At 65.9% G+C, this 22,984-nt stretch carries 22 protein-coding genes and 2 pseudogenes; 17 read left to right on the top strand and 7 right to left on the bottom strand.

Annotation, left to right across the window (positions count from 1 at the left end; genetic code table 11):
• Positions 1 to 69 precede the first annotated feature (69 nt).
• From ACQPW1_RS19960 to ACQPW1_RS19900, 13 genes are all read left to right on the top strand, one after another.
• Positions 70 to 630, top strand: coding sequence for a hypothetical protein (locus ACQPW1_RS19960; protein ID WP_433664195.1), 561 nt, complete (start codon positions 70 to 72; stop codon positions 628 to 630).
• A gap of 123 nt (positions 631 to 753) precedes the next feature.
• Positions 754 to 2,265, top strand: a complete 1,512-nt coding sequence (locus tag ACQPW1_RS19955) for a dolichyl-phosphate-mannose--protein mannosyltransferase (protein ID WP_433665290.1) — start codon at positions 754 to 756, stop codon at positions 2,263 to 2,265.
• Positions 2,266 to 2,333: 68 nt separating this feature from the next.
• Positions 2,334 to 3,350 carry an ABC transporter substrate-binding protein gene (locus ACQPW1_RS19950; protein WP_433664194.1) on the top strand — a complete coding sequence of 339 codons (1,017 nt, stop codon included), beginning with the start codon at positions 2,334 to 2,336 and terminating at the stop codon, positions 3,348 to 3,350.
• Between the two features lie 12 nt (positions 3,351 to 3,362).
• Entirely contained in the window at positions 3,363 to 4,175 is an 813-nt protein-coding gene (locus tag ACQPW1_RS19945) for a siderophore-interacting protein (protein WP_433664193.1), read from the top strand.
• Between the two features lie 151 nt (positions 4,176 to 4,326).
• On the top strand, positions 4,327 to 6,669 hold the full coding sequence (locus tag ACQPW1_RS19940) for a bifunctional salicylyl-CoA 5-hydroxylase/oxidoreductase (protein WP_433664192.1): 2,343 nt from the start codon (positions 4,327 to 4,329) through the stop codon (positions 6,667 to 6,669).
• A 2-nt stretch (positions 6,670 to 6,671) separates the two neighbouring features.
• Positions 6,672 to 7,463, top strand: coding sequence for an SDR family NAD(P)-dependent oxidoreductase (locus ACQPW1_RS19935; RefSeq protein ID WP_433664191.1), 792 nt, complete (start codon positions 6,672 to 6,674; stop codon positions 7,461 to 7,463).
• A gap of 1 nt (position 7,464) precedes the next feature.
• Positions 7,465 to 7,998, top strand: coding sequence for a MarR family winged helix-turn-helix transcriptional regulator (locus tag ACQPW1_RS19930; protein ID WP_433664190.1), 534 nt, complete (start codon positions 7,465 to 7,467; stop codon positions 7,996 to 7,998).
• The gene (locus tag ACQPW1_RS19925; protein WP_433664189.1) at positions 7,995 to 8,846 is read left to right on the top strand and encodes an enoyl-CoA hydratase family protein; all 852 of its coding nucleotides are present in this window, start codon (positions 7,995 to 7,997) and stop codon (positions 8,844 to 8,846) included. The genes ACQPW1_RS19930 and ACQPW1_RS19925 overlap by 4 nt, the downstream gene beginning before the upstream one ends.
• Before the next feature lie 2 nt (positions 8,847 to 8,848).
• Positions 8,849 to 10,021, top strand: coding sequence for an acyl-CoA dehydrogenase family protein (locus ACQPW1_RS19920; protein WP_433664187.1), 1,173 nt, complete (start codon positions 8,849 to 8,851; stop codon positions 10,019 to 10,021).
• Positions 10,022 to 10,056: 35 nt separating this feature from the next.
• Positions 10,057 to 11,694: an AMP-binding protein gene (locus ACQPW1_RS19915; RefSeq protein ID WP_433664186.1), complete on the top strand. Its 1,638-nt coding sequence runs from the start codon at positions 10,057 to 10,059 to the stop codon at positions 11,692 to 11,694.
• A complete protein-coding gene (locus ACQPW1_RS19910) occupies positions 11,691 to 12,113 on the top strand; it encodes a RidA family protein (protein ID WP_433664184.1) in 423 nt (140 codons plus the stop codon). The genes ACQPW1_RS19915 and ACQPW1_RS19910 overlap by 4 nt, the downstream gene beginning before the upstream one ends.
• 4 nt (positions 12,114 to 12,117) lie before the next feature.
• Positions 12,118 to 12,825, top strand: a complete 708-nt coding sequence (locus ACQPW1_RS19905) for a carboxylesterase family protein (RefSeq protein WP_433664183.1) — start codon at positions 12,118 to 12,120, stop codon at positions 12,823 to 12,825.
• Between the two features lie 57 nt (positions 12,826 to 12,882).
• Positions 12,883 to 13,965, top strand: coding sequence for an IS630 family transposase (locus tag ACQPW1_RS19900; RefSeq protein ID WP_433664182.1), 1,083 nt, complete (start codon positions 12,883 to 12,885; stop codon positions 13,963 to 13,965).
• 93 nt (positions 13,966 to 14,058) lie between these two features.
• On the opposite strand, the gene ACQPW1_RS19895 is transcribed toward ACQPW1_RS19900, so the two are convergent.
• Positions 14,059 to 15,183: a thiamine pyrophosphate-dependent enzyme gene (locus tag ACQPW1_RS19895; RefSeq protein ID WP_433664181.1), complete on the bottom strand. Its 1,125-nt coding sequence runs from the start codon at positions 15,181 to 15,183 to the stop codon at positions 14,059 to 14,061.
• Positions 15,184 to 15,326: 143 nt separating this feature from the next.
• The gene (locus tag ACQPW1_RS19890) at positions 15,327 to 15,644 is read right to left on the bottom strand and encodes a hypothetical protein (RefSeq protein ID WP_433660427.1); all 318 of its coding nucleotides are present in this window, start codon (positions 15,642 to 15,644) and stop codon (positions 15,327 to 15,329) included.
• A gap of 89 nt (positions 15,645 to 15,733) precedes the next feature.
• Here ACQPW1_RS19890 and ACQPW1_RS19885 point away from each other — a divergent pair, with 89 nt between their 5' ends.
• The 3 genes and pseudogenes from ACQPW1_RS19885 to ACQPW1_RS19875 all read left to right on the top strand — a co-directional run bounded on the left by ACQPW1_RS19885 (position 15,734) and on the right by ACQPW1_RS19875 (position 18,330).
• Positions 15,734 to 16,930 (top strand): IS630 family transposase, encoded by a 1,197-nt coding sequence (locus ACQPW1_RS19885; protein ID WP_433664180.1) that lies wholly within the window; start codon positions 15,734 to 15,736, stop codon positions 16,928 to 16,930.
• 93 nt (positions 16,931 to 17,023) lie between these two features.
• A pseudogene (locus ACQPW1_RS19880) lies at positions 17,024 to 18,145 on the top strand (IS701 family transposase); the annotation flags it as partial.
• A gap of 20 nt (positions 18,146 to 18,165) precedes the next feature.
• The gene (locus tag ACQPW1_RS19875; RefSeq protein WP_433653860.1) at positions 18,166 to 18,330 is read left to right on the top strand and encodes a hypothetical protein; all 165 of its coding nucleotides are present in this window, start codon (positions 18,166 to 18,168) and stop codon (positions 18,328 to 18,330) included.
• Here the strand turns inward: ACQPW1_RS19875 and ACQPW1_RS19870 are convergent.
• Together ACQPW1_RS19870 and ACQPW1_RS19865 are read right to left on the bottom strand one after the other, a co-directional pair.
• A complete protein-coding gene (locus ACQPW1_RS19870; protein ID WP_433664179.1) occupies positions 18,323 to 18,703 on the bottom strand; it encodes a thiamine pyrophosphate-binding protein in 381 nt (126 codons plus the stop codon). The two genes, ACQPW1_RS19875 and ACQPW1_RS19870, sit on opposite strands and share 8 nt — an antisense overlap.
• A 24-nt stretch (positions 18,704 to 18,727) precedes the next feature.
• Positions 18,728 to 19,714: an ABC transporter ATP-binding protein gene (locus tag ACQPW1_RS19865; protein WP_433664178.1), complete on the bottom strand. Its 987-nt coding sequence runs from the start codon at positions 19,712 to 19,714 to the stop codon at positions 18,728 to 18,730.
• Between the two features lie 270 nt (positions 19,715 to 19,984).
• Between ACQPW1_RS19865 and ACQPW1_RS19860 the strand changes: the two genes are divergently transcribed.
• Positions 19,985 to 20,992, top strand: coding sequence for an alpha/beta hydrolase (locus ACQPW1_RS19860; RefSeq protein ID WP_433664177.1), 1,008 nt, complete (start codon positions 19,985 to 19,987; stop codon positions 20,990 to 20,992).
• Between the two features lie 14 nt (positions 20,993 to 21,006).
• Here the strand turns inward: ACQPW1_RS19860 and ACQPW1_RS19855 are convergent, their stop codons facing one another.
• The 3 genes and pseudogenes from ACQPW1_RS19855 to ACQPW1_RS19845 all read right to left on the bottom strand — a co-directional run bounded on the left by ACQPW1_RS19855 (position 21,007) and on the right by ACQPW1_RS19845 (position 22,973).
• Entirely contained in the window at positions 21,007 to 21,171 is a 165-nt protein-coding gene (locus ACQPW1_RS19855; protein ID WP_433653860.1) for a hypothetical protein, read from the bottom strand.
• 20 nt (positions 21,172 to 21,191) lie between these two features.
• Positions 21,192 to 22,313 (bottom strand): annotated as a pseudogene (locus ACQPW1_RS19850) (IS701 family transposase); the annotation flags it as partial.
• Between the two features lie 66 nt (positions 22,314 to 22,379).
• A complete protein-coding gene (locus ACQPW1_RS19845; RefSeq protein WP_433665289.1) occupies positions 22,380 to 22,973 on the bottom strand; it encodes a class I SAM-dependent methyltransferase in 594 nt (197 codons plus the stop codon).
• Positions 22,974 to 22,984: the final 11 nt, after the last annotated feature.

The raw sequence follows: 22,984 nt of genomic DNA, 5'->3' as shown, positions 1-22,984 counted from the left end.
TCCGTGAGCAACGAACCGCAGACGACCAAGCACAATTCCGTCCGGTTGCGACGGCCACGAATAGTCGCCGTGATCGCGCTGTCCGCACTGGCGGCGGGGGCGGTAGCGGGCGTCATCGCGACCCGACAGCCGCGACTCGACGGGTCGCCCGCACAGGTGGTCGCGACACAGACTTTGACACCGGAGGAGGAGGCAGAAGACAGATTCTACGACTTGAATGAGCTGGCCAAAGAAAGCTTCAATGCCGGGAAAATCAAGCAAGCCCGCGCCTACGCGCGAGAGTTGATGGCGCTGACGCCGCAGTACCAAGGGAATTGGAACTACGGCAATGCCGTGCACGACGCCAATATGGTGCTCGGCCGCATCGCGGTGCGTGAGGGGCACCGCAATGACGCCAAGCGTTACTTGCTTGCGGCGGGCATGAGTCCTGCCTCCCCGCAGATGAATTCATTCGGTCCGAACATGAGCCTAGCCATGGATCTGCTGGCAAAGGGCGAACGCCAGGTCGTCCTGGAGTACTTCGAATTGTGCCGAAAGTTCTGGGAGTTGCACCGTGGCCGATTGGATGAATGGAGTCGGCAGGTCAACGACGGGGCGATTCCCGATTTCGGCGCGAACTTGCTCTATTGAGCGGCACCGATCTCGCCAACTGTTGCCACGCTTGGGCTTTCACACCTGGTTAAGCTGCCGGACCGTAGCTTTGCGTAGGGTCGGATCGTGGTTGCTTTAGGGGTGGAGCGGTGGACTCGGCCGATGGTCGGCCCCACGGCGGTGCGGCCGGAGCCTGAGGGCAGATTGGATGACACCGCGCGGGGTTGGTGGGTCACGATCACGCTGACGGTGATCGCGGCGGTGACGCGGTTCGTGCGGCTCGGCTCGGTCACCGATGCGGGGCTGCCCGTCTTCGATGAGAAGTACTACGCGTTGCAGGCGTGGGACATGCTGCACAACGGGATGGGCATCGAGGACAACCCCGGCTACGTGGTCGTGGTGCATCCACCGGCGGGGAAGCTGCTGATCGCCATCGGCGAGGTGCTGTTCGGTTACAGCCCGCTGGGCTGGCGGTTCTCGGCGGCGGTGGCCGGAACCGTGTTGGTACTGCTGGTGATCCGGATCGTCCGGCGGCTGGCCCGGTCGACGCTGATCGGCGCGATCGCGGGCATCCTGATGATCACCGACGGCGTCACCCTGGTCTCGTCGCGGATCGGCATGCTCGACATCTTCCTGGCGGTGCTGGTCACCGGGGCGTTCGGCTGCCTGGTCGTCGACCGCGACGAGGTCAGGACGCGGATGGCCGCCGTCGAGGCCGCCGGGCGAATCCAGTTGAGCCCGTTCGGGCCTCGGCTGGGCGTGCGGTGGTGGCGGTTCTCCGCCGGTGTGCTCCTCGGATTGGCCTGTGGCACAAAGTGGTCGGGCGCCTACTTCATGGTCGTCTTCGTGATCCTTTGCCTGAGTTTCGATGTCGTCGCGCGACGGCGCCACGGTGTGCTCCGGCCGTTCGTGGGCACCATCGTGCGCGACGCCGCTCCAGCCGTTTTCGCGCTGATCATCGTGGCGATCGGGGTGTATCTGGGCTCCTACGCGGGGTGGTTCGCCAGCGAGAGCGCGATCAACCGGCACGCCGTCGGGATACAGGTCGGCCATGGCGGGTTCTTCTCGCTCGTACCGGAAGCGTTGCGGTCCTTGTGGTTCCAGCACGGCGCGGTGCTCGAAGTGCACACCCACCTGACCAATTCCGCGGGTTTCCACCATCCGTGGGAGTCCAAGCCGTGGACGTGGCCCATGGGGCTGCGACCGATGCTCTATCACTTTCCCGAGCCCGGGCAGACCACCGGATGCGGGCAATCGGCGTGCGTGCGCGCGATCATGCTGATCGGCACGCCCGCGCTCTGGTGGCTGGCGCTACCCGCCGTGGGGTGGGCGCTGTGGCAGTCGGTCACGCGCCGCGACTGGCGATACCTCGCCGTGCTCGCCGGCTATGCCGCCGGCTGGCTGCCCTGGTTCGCCGTGCTGGACCGGCAGATGTACTACTTCTACGCGACCGCGATGGCCCCGTTCCTGGTCATGCTGGTGGCGCTGGCGCTCGGTCAGCTCCTCGGACGCGCCACCGAATCCAGCGAGCGGCGTGGCACCGGATTGCTGCTGGTCTGCCTCTATCTGGGGTTGGTCATCGCGAACTTCGCCTGGAACTACCCGATCCTGACCGCGCTGCCGATCACACTCTCTACCTGGCAGCAGCACCTCTGGTTGCCGAGCTGGCATTGACCGACGGGTGATCAATCTCATTTAGGTGAGGCTTGCCTAACTGACAATCAGTCGTTCTAATGGCCGACATGGACACAATCCATATATCCCGCCGCCGCCTGCTCACGACCGCCTGCACAGTCGGGCTGGGCGCCGTCGCCACCGCGTGCAGCCGGTCCGCCGAGGACGAACAGTTCACGGGCCCGGGCGGCTGGTCGTTCACGGACGACCGGGACGCCACCATCCGTACGAAGGAGATCCCCTCCCGGATCGTCGCGTTCGTCGGCGCCGCGGCGATGCTGGCGGACATGGGCTTACAGGATCGTGTCGTCGGGGTCTTCGGCGAAACACGCACGGCGGCCGATGAACTCGCCCCACTCATCGGCGATCTCGACCTCAGCAAGGTGACCGTACTCGGCAACAACTGGGGCGAGTTCAATGTCGAGAAGTACGCGGCGCTCGAACCCGATCTCCTTGTCACGGATATGTATGTGCGCGACCGCCTCTGGTACATCCCGGATGAGAGCAAGGCGAAGATCCTGACGATCAATCCGAATGAGGCGGCGGTGCGGGTCACCCGCCGGACGCTGCCGGAGACCATCGCACGCTACGGCGAGCTCGCTCGCGCGCTGGGCGCGGATCTGAACGCACCCAAGGCAATCCAGGCCAAGGCTCGATTCGACGCGGCGGCGCAGGCGGTCCGCGACGCGGTCGCGCAACGGCCGGGACTGCGCGTCATGGCCGCCTCCGCCGCGCCGGGCATCTTCTATGTGTCCGATCCGAAGGCATCTGCCGATCTGAGCTATTTCGCGGAGTTGGGGGTGGATATGGTCCGGCCGGACCACCTCGGCAGCGACGACTTCTTCGAGCAGCTGAGCTGGGAGCATACCGACAAGTACCCGGCCGACCTGATCCTGCTCGACCGCAGATCCACCGGGCTGTCACCGGACGCGCTCGCCGCCAACCCGGTGTGGCGCGGCCTGCCCGCGGTGCGCGGCAACCAGATAGGCAGTTGGCAGCCGATCTACCGGTTCTCGCACGCGGGAACCGCACCGCTGCTCGAGGATCTGGCCGCGACCATCCGACGCTCCGGCAAAGTCATCTGACGAGGAATCATCATGCGCGCCCAACCTTTTCGTTTCTTCGAGAACGTGCCGTTCCTGCGGACCGAGCTGCTCAGCCCGTCCCAGCTCCGCATCGTCTTCGGTGGTAAGCCGCTGGCGGGCTTCGCAAGTGGCGGACGCGACCAGAGCCTGTCGCTGTTCCTGCCGCAGCCCGGCCAGTCGAAACCGTGGATACCGGTCGATGCCGGTGACAACTGGTTCGCCGAATGGCGGGCCGCCGATCCCGCCGTCCGCGCGGTGATGCGCGCGTATACCGCGCGCGAGCATCGGCCCGAAACAGCGGAGCTGGATATCGATTTCGTGCCACACGCCGATGGTGGACCGGCCTCGCGGTGGGCGGCCGAGGCGCAACCGGGAGATCGGGTCACCATCCTCGGGCCGTCCGACGGCGACAATCGCAGCGTCGCCTTCCGCCCGCCCGGCGACGCCGGATACGTCCTCATCGCCGCGGACGAAACAGCGTTGCCCGCGGCGGCGAGCATCCTCGAATCGCTGCCCGCCGGAACGGTCGCCAAGGTCTGGATCGAGGTGCCACACAAGGCCGATCGCAGGCAGCTGAACACCAAGGCCGACGCCGAGATCACCTGGCTCGTGCACGACGACCGCGACCGCGGCCAGATCGTGCGGGCAGTCGAGGCCGCTGCCTTGCCGCACCGACGGCCTTACGCGTGGATCGCGGGTGAATCGGGTGTGGTGCGTGCGCTGCGCCGCCACCTGGTCACCGAACGACGTATCCCGAAGGCCGACGTGACCTTTCGCGGCTACTGGCGCCTCGGTGCTTCGGAGGACGACCTGCGTAACGAATGAGCCGGTCGGTACTCCCTTCGACCGACGACTACCGGGACCGCAGGTTCTGATGAGTTAGGTCCTCTCGATCCTCAGGCAATCCGGGAAAAGTGCTTTACATCTAAAGCTTTAGATATAAAGTACTTGCTACCGCGACTTCTGAGGAGAGCGAATGAAGGTCGTGTGCATCGGCGGCGGGCCCGCCGGACTGTACTTCGGGCTGCTCATGAAGCAGCTCAACGCCGACCATGACGTCACCGTGGTCGAACGCAACCGTCCCTACGACACCTTCGGCTGGGGCGTCGTCTTCTCCGACGCCACGATGGAGACCATGCGGGTGTGGGATCGCACCACCGCGGACCGGATCGAGTCGGCGTTCAATCACTGGGACGACATCGAGTTGCGGTTCAAGGGTCGCGTCCTGCGCTCCGGCGGACACGGTTTCGTCGGCATCGGCCGCAAGAAGCTGCTGAACATCATGCAGGCGCGGTGCGAGGAGGTCGGGGTAAAGCTCGAGTTCGACCGAGAGGTCAACTCCGACAGGGAGTTTCCCGACGCGGACCTGATCGTCGCGGCCGACGGTATCTCCTCCAGGATCCGCAGCGAGCACCGCGACGTCTTCGCCCCCGACCTGGTGACGCGCCCGAACCGCTACATCTGGCTGGGCACCGAGAAGCTGTACGACGCTTTCACTTTCGACTTCGTCGAGACCGAACACGGCTGGGTGCAGGCCCACATCTACAAGTTCGACGAGAACACCAGCACCTTCATCGTCGAAGCGCCGGAACACGTTTGGCGAGCACACGGGCTCGACCAGGCCCGACCCGACGAGTCGGTGGCCTTCTGCGAGCGGATCTTCGCCGACAACCTGCAGGGCGAGAAGCTGATGACGAACTCCCGTCATCTGCCGGGGTCGGGGTGGCAGAACTTCCAGCGGGTCAAATGCGAGCAATGGTGGCTGCACAACGGCAACAGCCACGTCGTGCTGATGGGCGACGCCGTGCACACCGCGCACTTCGCCATCGGCTCGGGCACCAAGCTCGCACTCGAGGACGCCATCGAACTGGTGCGCCAACTCGGCGAGCACGGCGACACACCCGCGGACCTGCCCGCCGTGCTCACGCAGTACCAGGCGGTCCGGTCGATCGACGCACTGCGACTGCAGAACGCGGCGTGGAACGCGATGGAGTGGTTCGAGGTGTGCGGCGAACGCTATTGCGACCAGCTGGAACCCGAGCAGTTCATGTACTCGATGCTCACCCGCAGCCAGCGCATCAGTCACGAGAATCTGCGGCTGCGCGACAAGGGCTGGCTGGAGAACTACGAGCGCTGGTTCGACGCGCGGGCCGGAGTTACCCGAACCGCTGAAGAGCCTTCCGTCCCACCGATGTTCACGCCGTACACCGCCCGCTCGGTGACGCTGAAGAACCGGGTGATCGTCTCACCGATGGCCCAGTACTCGGCGGTCGACGGAGTGCCCGGCGACTTCCACCTGGTGCACCTCGGCGCCCGCGCGCAAGGCGGTGCCGGACTGGTTTTCGCCGAAATGACCTGTGTGAGTGCGACAGGCCGGATCACGCCCGGTTGCCCAGGCCTGTACACCGACGAGCAACGGCAAGCGTGGCAGCGCATCGCCGACTGGGTGCACGACAACACCGACGCGAAAATCGGTATGCAGCTCGGGCATTCAGGCGCCAAAGGCTCCACTCGCCGCATGTGGGACGGTACCGATCAACCGCTCACCCCTGACGACGATGAACCGAACTGGCCGTTGATCTCGGCCTCGCCGCAGCAGTACCTGGACGGGGTGAGCCAGTGGTCGCGGGCGATGACCCGGGCCGACATGGACGGGGTGACCGCCCAGTTCGTCATCGCGACCCGCCGCGCCGCCGAGGCGGGCTTCGACTGGCTCGAATTGCATTGCGCGCACGGCTATCTGCTGTCCAGCTTCATCTCGCCGCTCACCAACCAGCGCACCGATGACTACGGCGGCTCGTTGTCGAACCAGCTGCGCTATCCGCTGGAGGTCTTCGCGGCCGTCCGCGAAGCATGGCCCGCCGAACTGCCTATGTCGGTGCGGATTTCGGCACACGACTGGGTCGAGGGCGGCATCACTCCGGCCGATGCCGTCGAGATCGCCAGGTGGTTCAAACAGGCTGGCGCCGACCTGATCGACTGCTCCTCGGGCCAGGTGACCAAGCAGGAACAACCGACCTTCGGACGCATGTGGCAGACACCGTTCGCCGACCGGGTACGCCAGGAGGCCGGCATCGCCACCATCGCCGTCGGGGCGATCTCCGAGGCCGACCACGTGAACAGCATCGTCGCCGCCGGACGGGCCGACCTGTGTGCCATCGCCCGCCCGCACCTGGCGAACCCGGCCTGGACCCTCACCGAGGCGGCCAAGATCGGCTACACCGACCTCGGCTGGCCCAAGCAATATCGCGCCGCCAAACGGCAATTCGAAGCGAACATCCAGCGCCAGCAGACCGCCGCGGCAGCGGGGAAAGGCTGACCATGCCCGAGGTCGACTCCACCCGCGGTCTCGCCGACCGGCACGCGCTCGTCACCGGCGGATCACGCGGTATCGGCGCCGCGATCGCGAGCAGGCTCGCACACGACGGCGCGCGCATCACCGTGCTCTCCCGCGACTTCGCGCGTGCCACCGAAACCGTTGCGCGGCTGCCGAAGTCGGCACAGGCGCACGCCATCGCGTGCGACATCACCGACCCGGAGGCGATCGCGGCCGCGTTCACCGACGCCCGCCTGCTGCACGGCGCGGTCGACATCCTCGTCAACAACGCCGGGCAGGCCGCGAGCGCACCGCTGCGACGCACCAGCGATGAACTGTGGCAGCGCATGCTCGCGGTCAATCTCACCGGCACCTTCCTGTGCACGCGGAGCGCGGTCACCGACATGCTCGCCGCCGGACGCGGCCGAGTGATCAACATCGCCAGCACGGCCGGGCTACGCGGCTATCCCTACGTCACCGCCTACGCGGCAGCTAAGCACGGTGTGATCGGTCTGACGCGTGCGCTGGCACTGGAACTCGCGAGCACGCCGATCACCGTGAACGCGATCTGCCCTGGCTTCACCGACACCGACCTGTTGCAGGAGAGCGTGACTCACGTGATCGAGACGACCGGCCGCAGCGCCGACGACGCACGGGCGGCCTTCACCCGGCACAACCCGCAGGGACGGCTGATCGAGCCGGACGAGGTCGCGGCCACCGTCGCCTGGCTGTGCTCGGATGCTGCGGCTTCGCTGACCGGCCAGTCGATTTCAGTCAGTGGCGGGGAGGTGATGTGAGGTGACCGTCCGCCCCGAGCTCGGCGACGAACGCATCGGCATGGAGGCCCGCACCGTCTCCGGCGATCACCTCGACGTGCGACTGTGGTTGCGATTGCTGGCCACTACCAACGAGATCGAGCAGGAGATCCGCACCCGGCTGCGGGTGCGGTTCGCCACCACCCTCCCCCGCTTCGACTATCTGGCGCAGCTCGACCGGCATCACGACGGCCTGCGGATGAGCGCGCTGTCCCGCTATCTGATGGTGACCGGCGGCAATGTCACCGGCCTGACCGATCAGCTCGTAGCCGAGGGCTGGGTCGACCGGGTCCCGGATCCGGTCGACAAGCGCGCGACGCTGGTGCGGCTGACCGAGCTCGGGCGCGAACGCTTCGAAGAGATGGCCGCCGAACACGAACGCTGGCTGACCGAGATGTTCGCCGGGTTCGGCCGCGGCGACGAGCAGGCGCTGTTCGATCTGCTCGGCATGCTGCGCGTGCACTTGGCCGGGACGGCCGACCCTGCCCCTGTATCGAACCACCAGGAACGCTCATGACGCAGAACCTCGACCCCGCACTGCGCGAGGCCAACCGGACCACCCTCGCCGACTACTCGAGCATTCATTTCCAGTGGCGGGTGCACGACGGTGTCGGCACGATCATGCTCGACCGGCCGGACCGCAAGAACCCGCTGACCTTCGACTCCTATGCCGAGTTGCGAGATCTGTTCCGCCGCTTGGCCTATGCCGAGGATGTCGCGGTGATCGTGCTGCACGGCGCGGGTGAGAACTTCTGTTCCGGCGGCGACGTGCACGACATCATCGGTCCGTTGATCGCGCTGCCCGCGCCCGAGCTGTTGATGTTCACCCGGATGACCGGTGATCTGGTCAAGGCGATGCGGGCCTGTCCGCAGCCGATCGTGGCCGCCGTCGACGGGGTCTGCGCGGGGGCGGGTGCGATTCTGGCGATGGCGTCCGATCTGCGCGTCGGGACCGCCCGCAGCACAACGGCGTTCCTGTTCACCCGGGTCGGGCTGGCCGGGTGCGATATGGGGGCCTGCGCGATCCTGCCGCGCATCATCGGGCAGGGTCGAGCGTCCGAACTGCTGTACACCGCACGGGCGATGACCGGTGACGAGGCGTACGCGTGGGGGTTCTTCAACCAGCTGGCCGAACCGGAGCAGTTGCTCGAAGCCGCCGGGAAGCTCGCGCAGCGGCTGGCCGAGGGGCCGACCTTCGCTCAGGGCATCACGAAAACCATGCTGCACCAGGAGTGGTCGATGTCGGTGGACCAGGCCATCGAAGCCGAGGCACAGGCCCAGGCGCTGTGCATGCTCACCGAGGATTTCAAGCGCGCCTATCACGCGTTTCGCGATAAGCAGCGGCCGAAGTTCGAAGGGAACTAGTCATGTCCGAAGATCACTGGGACTGGCCGTTTTTCGAGGACGAGCATCGAAAGATGGCCGCCGGATTGCATGATTGGGCAGCCGAGCACGTCGACCACGAGACCGGCGACCTCGACGACCGTTGCCGCCAGCTGGTTCGGGACCTCGGCGACGCGGGCTGGCTGCGATACACCGTCGCCGGTACCGAGTTCGGTGGCATCAACGACCAGATCGATACGCGGGCAATATGTCTCGCTCGCGAGATCCTCGGCGAACGTGACGCACTCGCCGACTTCGCGTTCGCCATGCAGGGACTCGGCTCCGGCGCGATCAGCCTGGCGGGCACCGACGAGCAGAAGCGGCACTATCTGCCGCGGGTGGCCGCCGGAACGGCGATTGCGGCGTTCGCGCTCTCGGAGACCTATGCGGGCTCCGATGTCGCCGCGATGTCCTGTGCCGCGCGCGCCGACGGCGACGGGTTCGTCATCGACGGGGAGAAGACCTGGATCTCCAACGGTGGCATCGCCGACTTCTACGTGGTCTTCGCCCGCACCGGGGAAGCCGAAGGCGCACGGGGCATCTCGACCTTCATCGTCGACGCGGACACTCCGGGCCTGCACATCGCCGAACGCATCGACGTGATCGCCCCACATCCGCTCGCACGGCTGCGTTTCGACGGCTGCCGGGTGCCCGCCTCGCGACGGCTCGGCGATGCGGGTGCGGGTTTCACGATCGCGATGCGCACCCTGGACATCTTCCGGACCTCGGTGGCGGCTGCCGCCGTCGGCTTCGCCCGGCGCGCCATGGCCGAGGCCCTCACCAGGGCGACGTCGCGGCGCATGTTCGGCGGGGTGCTCGCCGACTTCCAGCTCACCCGAGCCGAACTCGCGCAGATGGCGACCACGATCGACTCGACCGCCCTGCTCACCTATCGCGCGGCCTGGCAGCGCGATCAAGGTCGGCGCGTCACCCGCGAGGCCGCCATGGCCAAGATGGCGGCAACCGAAGGCGCCCAACAGGTTATCGATGCCGCCGTGCAGATGTGGGGCGCGCTCGGTGTGGTCCGCGAGCAGCCGGTCGAGCGGCTCTACCGCGACATCCGGGCGCTGCGCATCTACGAGGGCGCCACCGAGGTACAGCAATTGATCATCGCCCGTGAACTACTGCGCGGCGCCACCGCCGATGTGACGTCCTGACCCACGATTCTCCTTCTCCCCCAATAGGTTCGACCATGACAAGTGCGCACATCGACACCTTCGCCCGCGACAACCTGCCCCCGATCGACCAGTGGCCCGATCTCGTGTTCGACGCACCCGAGTTGCAGTTTCCGGACCAACTCAATTGCGCCGGTGAACTACTCGACCGTCAGGTGGCCGACGGCAACGGCGACCGCCTGTGCGTACAGGCACCCGGCGGGCCACGGTGGACCTACGCCGATCTGCACGAGCAGGCCAACCGCATCGCGTCTGTGCTGGTGCACGACATGGGACTCGTGCCGGGTAATCGGGTGTTGCTTGACGCACCGAACAACCCGATGCTCGCGGCGTGCTGGTTCGCCGTGATGAAAGCGGGCGGCATCGCCGTGACGGCCATGCCGCTGCTTCGGGTCAAGGAACTCACCCAGATCGTCGACAAGGCGCGAATCACGCACGCGCTCTGCGATGCCGCGCTGTCCGCTCGACTCGACGCGGTAGTGGCGGCCTGTCTCACACTGGACCAGGTTCGCTACTTCCACAGCGAGTCCGACGACGGTCTCGAAGCGCTGATGGCACGCCACGACGGCCGGTTCGACACGGTGGCCACCGCCGCCGACGACGTCTGCCTGATCGCCTTCACCTCCGGCACCACCGGCGTGCCGAAGGCGACGGTGCACTTCCATCGCGATGTCATGGCGATCTGCCACTGCTTCCCGCAGCACATCCTGCGGCCGGAGGCTGACGACGTGTTCATCGGAAGTCCGCCGCTGGCCTTCACCTTCGGCTTGGGCGGGCTGCTGCTGTTTCCCATGTCGGTCGGTGCCTCGGCGGTGCTGCTGGAGCAGGCAGGCCCGCCGCAGCTGCTCGATGCGATCGAGAAGTTCGGCGCGACAGTTCTTTTCACCGCGCCCACCTCCTACCGCTTTCTCGCCCGGCACGACCTGCGCGGAACCTCGCTGCGCAAATGCGTTTCGGCGGGCGAGCCGTTGCCACCGGGCACCCGCGCTCGATGGCGCGAGGCCACCGGTATCGAGCTGATCGACGGCATCGGCGCGACCGAGATGCTGCATATCTTCATCTCCGCGGACGAAGCGCACGCCAGGCCCGGTGCGACCGGCCTGGCGGTACCCGGATATGAGGCGCGTGTCGTGGACGAAGACGGAAACACTTTGGGCCCCGGCGAGATCGGCCTCCTCGCGGTGCGTGGCCCGACCGGCTGTCGCTACCTCGCCGATGAGCGCCAGACCACCTACGTGCGCGACGGCTGGAACTACACCGGTGACGCCTATTCGATCGACGCCGACGGCTACTTCCACTATCAGGCCCGGTCCGACGACATGATCGTGTCGTCCGGCTACAACATCGCCGCACCCGAGGTCGAGGATGCCCTGGCCGGGCACTTCGCGGTCGCCGACTGCGCGGTGATCGGCATACCCGACGAGGATCGCGGTCAGATCGTCAAAGCGTATGTGGTGCTACGTCCGGAGATCGAGGCACGCGAAGGTATGGTGGAGGAGTTGCAGGATTTCGTGAAACAGACGGTGGCGCCGTACAAATACCCGAGGGCGATCGCGTTCGTCGAGGCGCTGCCGCGGACGCCGACCGGCAAGCTACAACGCTTCCGGCTGCGTGAAGTCGGTGCGGTGCACGGCGATTCGGCGGCGACGGCATGAGGGTGCTACAGCCACCGGGGTGGCCACGCCCGCGCGGTTACGCGAATGGCATTGCCGCACGCGGAGAGCTGGTGTTCGTGGCGGGCATGATCGGCTGGGATGCCGATGGTGTGATCCGATCCGATGACATCGCCGACCAGGTGCGCCAGGCACTGCTCAACATCGTGGCGGTGCTCGCGGAGGCAGGCGCGGAGCCAGCGCACATCGTTCGAATGACCTGGTACGTCACCGATGTCGACGCGTACGTACAGGCGTATCGCGAAATCGGCGTGGCCTTCCGCGAGATCATCGGCGACTTCTACGCGGCGATGACCGCCGTCGAGGTTACCCGCCTGGTCGAGAAGGACGCCAAGGTCGAGATCGAAGCCACCGCCGTGATCCCGGACCCGCCGCAGGCTGGGACAGCAGAGCAGGAGTGAACTCATGGGAGTTGTTGTCACGACGAAAGCGGGTGCCGTCGAAGGTCGTACCGACGGTGGGCTTTTCGTCTTCAAGGGCATCCCCTATGCCGCCGCACCAGCCGGGGCGCTCCGCATGCAAGCGCCCGTCCCGGTCGCCGACTGGGATGGCACCAGGCCCGCGCTCGAATTCAGCGTCGCGCCACCGCAGTTGCCGCTGACACCTGGCACCCCACCACTGTGGCGGCCCGCCGACGGCCTGGACTGCTTGAGTGTGAACGTCTGGAGCCCCGGCGGCGCCGGTGACCGGTTGCCCGTCATGGTGTGGATTCACGGCGGCGGCTGGAAGGCGGGATCGTCCAGCGATCCGGCGCACGACGGCGCGATCCTCGCCCGCGGTGGCGTCGTGCTGGTGACGTTCAACTATCGAGTCGGCTTCGAGGGCTTCGGTTTCGTCCCCGGCGCCCCCGCCAATCGCGGCTTCCTCGACCAGACCGCGGCACTGCGCTGGGTGCACGACAACATCGCCGCCTTCGGTGGCGACCCGGACAATGTGACGGTCTTCGGCGAATCCGGTGGCGGATTGTCCATCGCCGCTTTGCTTTCCGCGCCCGGCGCGCGCGGGCTGTTCCGGCGCGCCATCGTGCAGAGCCCCGCCGCACGCTTGCTTCCCGAACAAGAGGCCCAGCGGATCGCCGAAATCATTGCCGCCGCACTAGTGTCCTGCGCCTGAAATTCATTCAATTTATTCCGGGATGTGTTGGTGGGGGCGTAGGTTCGGTGCGTGGCGATGGGGCGACCGAAGTCCGAATTGGTGCTCAGTGATGAGGAGCGGGCGGCGTTGACCCGTGGTGCGCGCGCGGCGAGTTCGTCGCAAGCGTATGCGCTACGATGCCGAATCGTGCTCGCCTGCGCCGAGCCCGCTCCCAACACTGAAGTTGCTGTGCGGCTTGGGGTTTCGGCACCGACGGTGGGTAAGTGGCGGTCACGGTTCGTTGCCTCGCGGTTGGCTGGTTTGGCCGATGAGCAGCGGCCGGGTCGGCCGCCGTCGATCCTGCTCGACCAGGTCGAAGAGGTCCTCACCGACACGTTGGCTTCGAGCCCGGTGAACGCGACGCACTGGTCGCGGGCCTCGATGGCAGCTCACAGCGGATTGTCGAAATCGACGATCGGGCGGATCTGGCGCAGGTTCGACCTCAAACCGCATATCCAGGACGGATTCAAGCTCTCGACCGATCCGCTGTTCGTGGAGAAAGTCGTCGATGTTGTTGGCCTGTACCACAATCCGCCCGAGCGGGCCGTGGTGCTGTGCGTGGACGAGAAGAGTCAGATCCAGGCACTGGACCGTTCCCAGCCAGTATTGCCGATGATGCCGGGCATGCCCGAAAGACGCACCCATGACTACCAACGTCACGGCACCACAACACTTTTCGCGGCATTCAACGTCGCCGACGGCACCGTGATCAGCGAGCTGCGCCGACGTCACCGCGCAGCCGAGTACAAGAAGTTCCTGGTCGCTATCGACAAGGCGGTGCCGGCCGAGTTGGACGTGCACATCGTGTGCGACAACCTCGCCACCCACAAAACCCCGGCCGTCTACCAGTGGCTGGCACGGCACCCGCGCTTCCACGTGCACTTCACCCCGACCGGCTCATCCTGGCTCAACCAGGTCGAACGCTGGTTCGCCTACCTCACCGACCAACTCCTGCGTCGCGGCGTGCACACCAGCGTCCAGTCACTCGAACGCCAGGTAAACGCATGGATCACCACATGGAACGACAACCCAAAACCGTTCGTATGGAAGAAGACCGCCGAGGAAATCCTCAACTCCCTGGCGAAATATCTTCAACGAATTTCAGGCGCAGGACAATAGTTACGCAGTTGGGCGGCAGAGTCTTTGGCGAGCCGGCCGTACTCGGTGTCCCCGGGAGATCGGCTTGATCACCGAGGTTCATCCGGCGGCGGATCAGGCGAAGAGGTCACTCTCTTCCGGCACGACGTCGACTTGGATCAGCGAGGGACCCCGGTCGGCGAATGAGTGTTTCAGCGCACTGGCCAGCCCGTGGGGGTCCGTGACAGCGACCGCGGGCACGCCGTATCCCTTTGCAATGGAGACGAAGTTGATTCCTGGCAGGGTCAGCCCGGGAAGCTCGGGGGCGTTCAGAAACGAGCCGAAATCGGCGAGGACCTGGTAAATGCCGTTGCGGACAATGACATAGGTGATGTCGAGGTGTTGTTGTGCCGCCGACCATAAGCCGGTGATGCTGTAGTTTGCCGAGCCGTCACCGATCAGCGCGACCACCCGTCTGCCCGGCTGTGCGAGGGCGACACCGACCGCGGCAGGTAGTCCGTAACCCAATCCGCTTGCCGCGGCGTAGAAGTAGCTGTTCGGCTGGTTGATCGGCACCATGTCCCACCAGCTCCCCAGGGACGGGGCCTCGTATATCCAGGACGCGTCGTCGGGTCGCAATTGGGCGAGGACCTGCTTGAGTCGCGTGTTGGCGAGGGCACTGCCAGGCTGCCCGACAGGTTTCGAAAGCGGCTGCGGCATAGGGCGTTTACCCGAGTCGACCAGCTTGGCGAGTCGGGCCAAGGCGTCGGCAGGGTCACCGACTACCGCGTCGCCCACCGGGCTACGTGCCGCTTGATCCGGGTCGGCGGTCACCGCTATGAGTTCGGTGCCGGGTTTCAAATACGGGCCCGGTGTCCAAGCGTGATAGGGCAATACGGCTCCGCCGATCCAGGCGATGAAGTCGTAGGGCGCGAGTTGGTCGTGGATCTGTTCGACGGACAGACCCAAAGTGCCTTGGTAACAAGGGTGATCGGTGGGAAAGCCGATCCGGCCGTATTCGAAGCTGCCCAGCAGCACCGGTAGCGCGACCTGTTCCGCCAGTGCGACGGCGGCGTCCCACCCGCCGCACACGTCGACGTCGGGGCCGAGGACCAGCACCGGATTTCGAGCGGCGTTCAACCGCTCGGCGAGCCGTTCGAGTGCGGCGGTGGCGGCAACGGGTCGTCCTGCGACCGTCCTGGCGACCAGAAAGGACTGGTTGTCCGAGTCCGCTGTTTCGTTCCAATCCGACAGTGGCACAGACACATACACCGGACCGGTTGGCGCGGTGGTAGCGCACGCGATGGCGCGGGCGAGCACCGCGGGTACCGACTCCGGCGAGGGCGCTTCGAAGCTCCGTTTGACGTGCGGCTTAGTGGGCTTGCCCGTAACTCTGTCGGGGGTCAGTGGTTGAGGTAGAGGCCGCAGGCGCAGTCGAGGGCTTCTTGAGGGCTACCGATAGGCAGCCCGGAGGGCAGGATCTGGTCCTGGTATTTATCGTTGCTGGCCAGGTAGAGACCGAATCCCCAGAATGATGCCGACGAGCCGTATCGCAGGCGCAGCAGCGGTAGCCGGTTCCCGTCGGCGAGTTCGGCTTCGACGTAGGCGAATTGGGCGTGGAAACGGATGTGCAGCTCGACCAGCTGGGGCCAGTGGTCGCGGGCGTGCTGGCGCAGCCGCTGGCCTAGGGAAGTTTTCGTCGAGGCAGGGATGGCAGCCATACCGGCCATCTTGCCTGTTGCGGCGTGTCGTCACTGGTGACGGTGCCGAACCAGGGCATCCTCGCGCGGTCGGTTCGAAATTGATCGTGATGAAAGTTGTTGCCCACGTGCCTGTTTGCCGTGCCCGCCAGATCATGTTGACCGCGTCCGGGCGGCGCCGGCTGCAAAAGATCGCCTATTCCCGCACCCTCGCCTACCAGCACGTCATCCGGGCCCGGATCGTCTTGGACGCCGCGCGCGGGCACTCCAACAATATGATCGCAGCCCGCCGCGGCGTGGTCGTCGACACCGTGCGGCTCTGGCGCGGCCGATACGCCGACCACGGCCTGGCCGGGCTGGGCGACCGGCCTCGGTCGGGTCGCCCGCCGCGGTTCACACCGCTGCAGCGAGCCCAGGTCAAAGCCCTCGCCTGCGGACTACCAGCCGAGACCGGGGTGCCGTTGTCGCGGTGGAGCAGCAGCGATCTGGCCGTCGAGTCTGTCAGATCCGGTATCGCCGAATCTATTTCAGCCTCGACGATCCGGCGAATCCTGGCCGGTGCAGCACTCAAACCGTGGCAGTTCCAGTCGTGGATATTCATCCGCGACCCCGATTTCACCGCCAAAACTGCCCGAGTGCTCGACCTCTACCACCGGATCTGGGACGGGCAACCCCTCGCCGAGAACGAATACGTGATCTCCTCCGACGAGAAGACCTCCATCCAGGCCCGCTGCCGCTGCCACCCCACACTCCCGCCCGGCAAGTCGCGAATGATGCGCATCAACCACGAATACGACCGCGGCGGAGCACTGTCCTACCTGGCCGCCTACGACATCGGGCGCGCCCGCGTCCTCGGGCATTGCGCAGCCAAGACCGGAATCGCCCCGTTCATGACCCTGGTGCGCGACGTCATGACCAGCGAGCCCTACGCCTCGGCGAAACGGGTGTTCTGGGTGGTCGACAACGGGTCGAGCCACCGCGGGAAAGCCGCATGTGACCGGCTCAGCGCCAGGTTCCCCAACGCGGTCATGGTCCACACCCCGGTGCACGCCTCCTGGTTGAACCAGGTGGAGATCTATTTCTCCATCCTGCAGCGCAAAGCCTTGTCTCCCAACGACTTCACCAGCCTTGACCAAGTCGAAGACCGGCTCACCGCCTTCGAGCGTCGCTACAACGAGACCGCCCCGCCCTTCAAATGGGAGTTCACCCACACCGACCTCAAGGACCTCCTGGCCCGGATCGAGCGGCATAAACAGAACGAGCACTCCCAACAACCCACCGGCTGCGAGCACCAGCCTGCCGCATAACCAGCCGCCGCGTGAACCCCCGAGAAACTAACGGGCAAGACCACTTAGTACTGCAACGGCACCTATGTGAGTGAGTGCTGGTAGATCTGGTGTGTGGTGTTGGATCGTGTTGTGGCCGAGTTGGATTCGTTGATGTCACGGATTGCGGGCAGGTTCGCCCGGTCCGAGCCGCGGGAGCGGGCGCGGGAGTATGTGTCGGGGCTGTTGGCGGGTTTGGAACGCAAGAACGGGTGGACGCTCGCTGAACGTGCTGGTGAGGGCAGTCCGGACGGGATGCAGCGGCTGCTGCGCAAGGCTGATTGGGACGTCGATGCGGTGCGTGATGATGTGCGTGACTATGTGGTCGAACATCTGGGTGATCCCGAGGCTGTGCTGGTCGGTGACGAGACCGGATTCCTGAAGAAGGGCGTGAAATCTGCTGGGGTGCAACGCCAGTACTCCGGCACTGCCGGTCGCACGGAGAATTGCCAGATCGGGGTGTTCCTGGCCTACGCCTCGCGCCACGGGCATGCCTTGATCGATCGTGAACTCTATGTTCCCGAGTCGTGGACCTCGGATCGAGACCGCTGCCGCGACGCCGGGATCCCCGACGAGGTCGAGTTCGCGACCAAAGCGCGGCAGATGATCGCCATGCTGCAACGGGCGCTGGCCGCGGCAGTGCCGTTCGCGTGGTTCACCGCCGACGAGGTCTACGGACAGGCGCCCTACCTGCGGGACTGGCTCGAGGACCAGGACGTGTCCTATGTGCTGGCCACCCGCTGTGACCACCAGCTGAGCACCCGCGCCGAGCGCACCGCACGCGCCGACGAACTGATCGCCGACCTCGCCGCAAGCAAGTGGCAGCGGCTCTCGGTCGGAGCCGGCGCGCACGGACCCCGCGAATACGACTGGGCACGCCGCCCGATCGAGGGGACCTGGGCCCGCGGGCGCGGGCACTGGCTGCTGGCACGACGCGCGTTGAGTCCCAACAGCAACGGCGTCTACGAGATCGCCTACTACATCTGCTACGGCCCGCACCGATCCCGCCTGGTCGACCTGGCCTGGGTCGCCGGGTCACGCTGGCATGTGGAGGAGGCGTTTCAGCAAGCCAAGGGCGAAGCCGGGCTCGATCACTACCAGGTCCGCAGCTGGCGGGCCTGGTACGCCCACATCACCCTCTCGATGCTCGCACTCGCCTGGCTGGCAGCGTCGAAAACCCTTGCCGCAAAAGGGGAACCAGCGAACTCGAGCAAGACATGATCGCGCTCACGCTACCGGAAATCCGCCGCCTGCTCATCGCGTTCGTGCTCACCCCACACCATGTCGCCGATCACATCTGGGCCTGGTCGAGCTGGCGGCGACGCCGCCAGCACCAAGCCCGGTTATCGCACTACCGGCGGCGCGGCCACCCACTCACCTGAGTGCCGTTGCAGTACTAGGCAATGTCGTCGAATCAGGGTTGGCGAGCATGCCCTGCGAGGTGAGCAATGCGCGGCACTGCTGGCCGCTCATGATGACCAAGGGTGTGCCCGCCAGGTAGGAGTTGACCAGGTTGCCCATGGCCTGCCCGAAGCCTGCGGCCGAATGCAGGCTCACCAGGACCGGGCCGCCGGTGGCCTGCGCGTATCCGTCGGCCATGGCCAGTCCGGCGCCCTCGTGCAGCGCGAGGATGTAGCGGAAGTCTTCCGGAAAGTCTTGCAGGAAGGGCAATTCGTTGGAGCCCGGGTTGCCGAAGAATGTCGTCATTCCCCGTGCGCGCAACACCTCATATGACGCTTCCCGCACTGTCGCCACGGCCGCTCCTCCGATTACCCCTGGTCAGTTGTCTTTCCGGTCGAGTGATTCACGAATCTCGGCCTGGGCCGCGTGCGGCAGGGTGTGCATGATCTCGCGGACGCGGTCCTTGCGGCGCAGCACCGCCTGGCGGACCGGCATGCCCGGCTGCGCCTGCATTTGCGGGATGATGCCCTCGACCTCTTCGGCGCCACCGTGGTGGTGGCCCGCGTCGAACATCGCTTGCTCCCGGGCCATTTGGGCTTCGTCCTTCTCCTCGGACATACCGATCGGGCCCTGCATGCGTCCGTTGAGGAACTGCTTGACGACCGGTTCATCGGACGTGAGCAGCACCTCACGCGGGCCGAACATGACCAGCTGACGACGGAACAGCATGCCGATGTTGTCCGGCACGGTGCGCGCCAGGTTGATGTTGTGCGTGACGATCAGGATCGTGGCATCGATCTGGGCATTGATGTCGATCAGCAGCTGGCTCAAATAGGAGGTGCGGACTGGATCCAGCCCGGAGTCCGGCTCGTCGACGAGGATGATCTGCGGGTCGAGCACGAGGGCGCGGGCCAGGCCCGCACGCTTGCGCATGCCGCCGGAGATCTCACCGGGCAGCTTCTTCTCGTCCCCGAGTAGACCGGTGAGCTCCAGCTTCTCCATGACGATGTTCTTGATCTGCGACTCCGACTTCTTCGTGTGCTCCCGAAGCGGGAAAGCGACGTTGTCGTAGAGGGTCATCGAGCCGAACAGCGCGCCGTCCTGGAACAGCACGCCGAAGAGCTTGCGGATCTCGTAGAGCTCCTTATTGGAGCAGGTGGTGATATCGGTGTCACCAATATAGATCGAGCCGCGTTCCGGGCGTAGTAGCCCGATCAGCGACTTCAAAAAGACCGATTTGCCCGTACCCGACGGGCCGAGTAGCGCGCTTACCTCACCGTATGGCAGCGTCAGCGAGACGTCCTGCCAAATTCGTTGCGAGCCAAATGATTTGGTTACGCCCTCAGCCCTGACCGCGACGCCCATTGCAGACCTCCATAGATTCCCGACGAGAATCCACCGGCGAGGCCTGACCGCCTCCGACATCTCGTGCTGGACCGTCGATCCACTGTAAGGCCGGGAGCGGCACCGCGGTCGAATTCTTGTCGCATTTACCGATTCGACGCACTAATGAAACTGGACGGTTGACCCGGTTTTGTTTGATGCATGCTGATCGATCGTCGATCACCGACAGGTGGCCAGCGGATGAGATCGGCCGCTGTGCGGTCTGCGGCTCTTGGTTGCGAAGGGTGGCGTATGTCCCGGTTCGGATTTCGGCGTGGTGCCGCGGCAGTGCTAGCTGCGGGTTCGTTGCTCGCCGGTATGGCGTTCGCCGCCCCCGCCTCTGCCGACTCGTACGACCCCGGGGCTATACCGCTGAGCCGATACGCGCCCGCCGGGGAACACGAGGCGGTCAGTACAGCGGCGGTGTATCCGTGCCAGGCCCTCTACGCCGTGTACGACGCGGTTGGCCACGTGCTCGGCAACCATTCGGCCATGACCTGCACGCGCGAGTTTCCCGGCGGTCTGGACTCGCCGGTCGGCGTCGATTTCTACTACCCGAAGGACATCGCCACGATGACCCGGGTGCCTACGGTGGTCTGGATTCCTGGCTTCAGTTCCGAACCGGGCAATTACGATGCCAGCGCCCGGCTGTGGGCGAGCAACGGTTTCGTCGTCGCGATGCCGCACGACCTGGTGAACTCGCTGGACGAACTCCCCCTCGCGGCTGCGGCGGCCCTGTCTTCGGCTAATCGCGATCCTCGAAATGTGTTGCACGGCAAGCTCGATCTCAGCCGCACCGTGATCGGCGGCCACTCGGGTGGCGGGGGTGCCGCGATCAATGGTGCCGGTATCCCGCCGAACATCTACCAGCTGATCGATCCGGACTTCCGCATCATCGGCGCGGTCCCCACCCAGCCCGGACCGGTCGCGGCGGCCTTCCTCGTCAACGTCCCCACCCTGTTCCTCACCGGCTCGGCCGACTTCATCGTGCCGCAGTTCCTCCCGCGACTCGTCGAATACGACCTCGCTTTCAACGCCCCCGCAATCCTGGTGTGCCTCAAGGGCGTAACCCACTGGACCCCCTTCGACGACGCAACCCACAACCCGACGGCGACCATCACCCTCGCCTGGCTGCGCTACCTCGTCGACGGCGATAAGACCGCCGCAAGCTACTTCACCGGCCCCGGCTGGAAACTCCGCGCCGACCCCGCCGTCGACTACGCCCTCCGCAACGGACGCGCCGACAACCTCCCCGCTTAATACTGCAACGGCACTCAGGTGAGTGGGTGGCCGCGCCGCCGGTAGTGCGATAACCGGGCTTGGTGCTGGCGGCGTCGCCGCCAGCTCGACCAGGCCCAGATGTGATCGGCGACATGGTGTGGGGTGAGCACGAACGCGATGAGCAGGCGGCGGATTTCCGGTAGCGTGAGCGCGATCATGTCTTGCTCGAGTTCGCTGGTTCCCCTTTTGCGGCAAGGGTTTTCGACGCTGCCAGCCAGGCGAGTGCGAGCATCGAGAGGGTGATGTGGGCGTACCAGGCCCGCCAGCTGCGGACCTGGTAGTGATCGAGCCCGGCTTCGCCCTTGGCTTGCTGAAACGCCTCCTCCACATGCCAGCGTGACCCGGCGACCCAGGCCAGGTCGACCAGGCGGGATCGGTGCGGGCCGTAGCAGATGTAGTAGGCGATCTCGTAGACGCCGTTGCTGTTGGGACTCAACGCGCGTCGTGCCAGCAGCCAGTGCCCGCGCCCGCGGGCCCAGGTCCCCTCGATCGGGCGGCGTGCCCAGTCGTATTCGCGGGGTCCGTGCGCGCCGGCTCCGACCGAGAGCCGCTGCCACTTGCTTGCGGCGAGGTCGGCGATCAGTTCGTCGGCGCGTGCGGTGCGCTCGGCGCGGGTGCTCAGCTGGTGGTCACAGCGGGTGGCCAGCACATAGGACACGTCCTGGTCCTCGAGCCAGTCCCGCAGGTAGGGCGCCTGTCCGTAGACCTCGTCGGCGGTGAACCACGCGAACGGCACTGCCGCGGCCAGCGCCCGTTGCAGCATGGCGATCATCTGCCGCGCTTTGGTCGCGAACTCGACCTCGTCGGGGATCCCGGCGTCGCGGCAGCGGTCTCGATCCGAGGTCCACGACTCGGGAACATAGAGTTCACGATCGATCAAGGCATGCCCGTGGCGCGAGGCGTAGGCCAGGAACACCCCGATCTGGCAATTCTCCGTGCGACCGGCAGTGCCGGAGTACTGGCGTTGCACCCCAGCAGATTTCACGCCCTTCTTCAGGAATCCGGTCTCGTCACCGACCAGCACAGCCTCGGGATCACCCAGATGTTCGACCACATAGTCACGCACATCATCACGCACCGCATCGACGTCCCAATCAGCCTTGCGCAGCAGCCGCTGCATCCCGTCCGGACTGCCCTCACCAGCACGTTCAGCGAGCGTCCACCCGTTCTTGCGTTCCAAACCCGCCAACAGCCCCGACACATACTCCCGCGCCCGCTCCCGCGGCTCGGACCGGGCGAACCTGCCCGCAATCCGTGACATCAACGAATCCAACTCGGCCACAACACGATCCAACACCACACACCAGATCTACCAGCACTCACTCACATAGGTGCCGTTGCAGTATTAACCCGCTGACGCGGTGGGCTAGATTCGCTTGATGGTCGCCAACCAGGCTGGGGCGCCGTTGTCGCCGTGGTATCTCGTCAGGACTCGATCTGGTTGGACGGCAACGATATCCCAATCATCGGCGCGATCGAAGGCTCCGCTGAGTTCGTCCTGGGTGACGGGGTGTGGGCCGGGGTCGGGGCCGATGTCGCTGAAGCACAACACATATAGGGTTCCACCGGGTTCGATTGCTGACGCGAGGCTTGCGGCGTAGCCCGGTCGCTCGGCGGCGTCGCAGGTGTGGAACATTCCGCAGTCCAGCACGGTGTCGAACTTGCGGCCCAAGCGGTCCAGGTGGAACGCGTCGGCCGTGGCGAATTCGACCTCGATCCCCCGTTCGTCGGCCCGCTGTCGGGCGATCGCGAGGGCGGTGTCCGCTACGTCGACACCTAGGACCGAAAAGCCAAGTGAGGCAATGTAAAGCGCGTTGTCGCCCGAGCCGCAGCCGACATCGAGCACCGCTCCGGCGAATCCGCCTTCAGCGGCCACCCGCGCTATCGCGGGCTGCGGGCCACCTACGTCCCACGGCGCAGGGCCATCCTGATACGACGCGTCCCAGGGGAGGCCGGTCATCCGCTCGTGAC

The sequence above is a fragment of the Nocardia sp. CA-128927 genome, from assembly GCF_050955855.1.
Classification (GTDB): Bacteria; Actinomycetota; Actinomycetes; order Mycobacteriales; family Mycobacteriaceae; genus Nocardia.
Note: the sequence above shows the minus strand (reverse complement) of the source record. Positions and strands in the feature narration are given on the sequence as shown.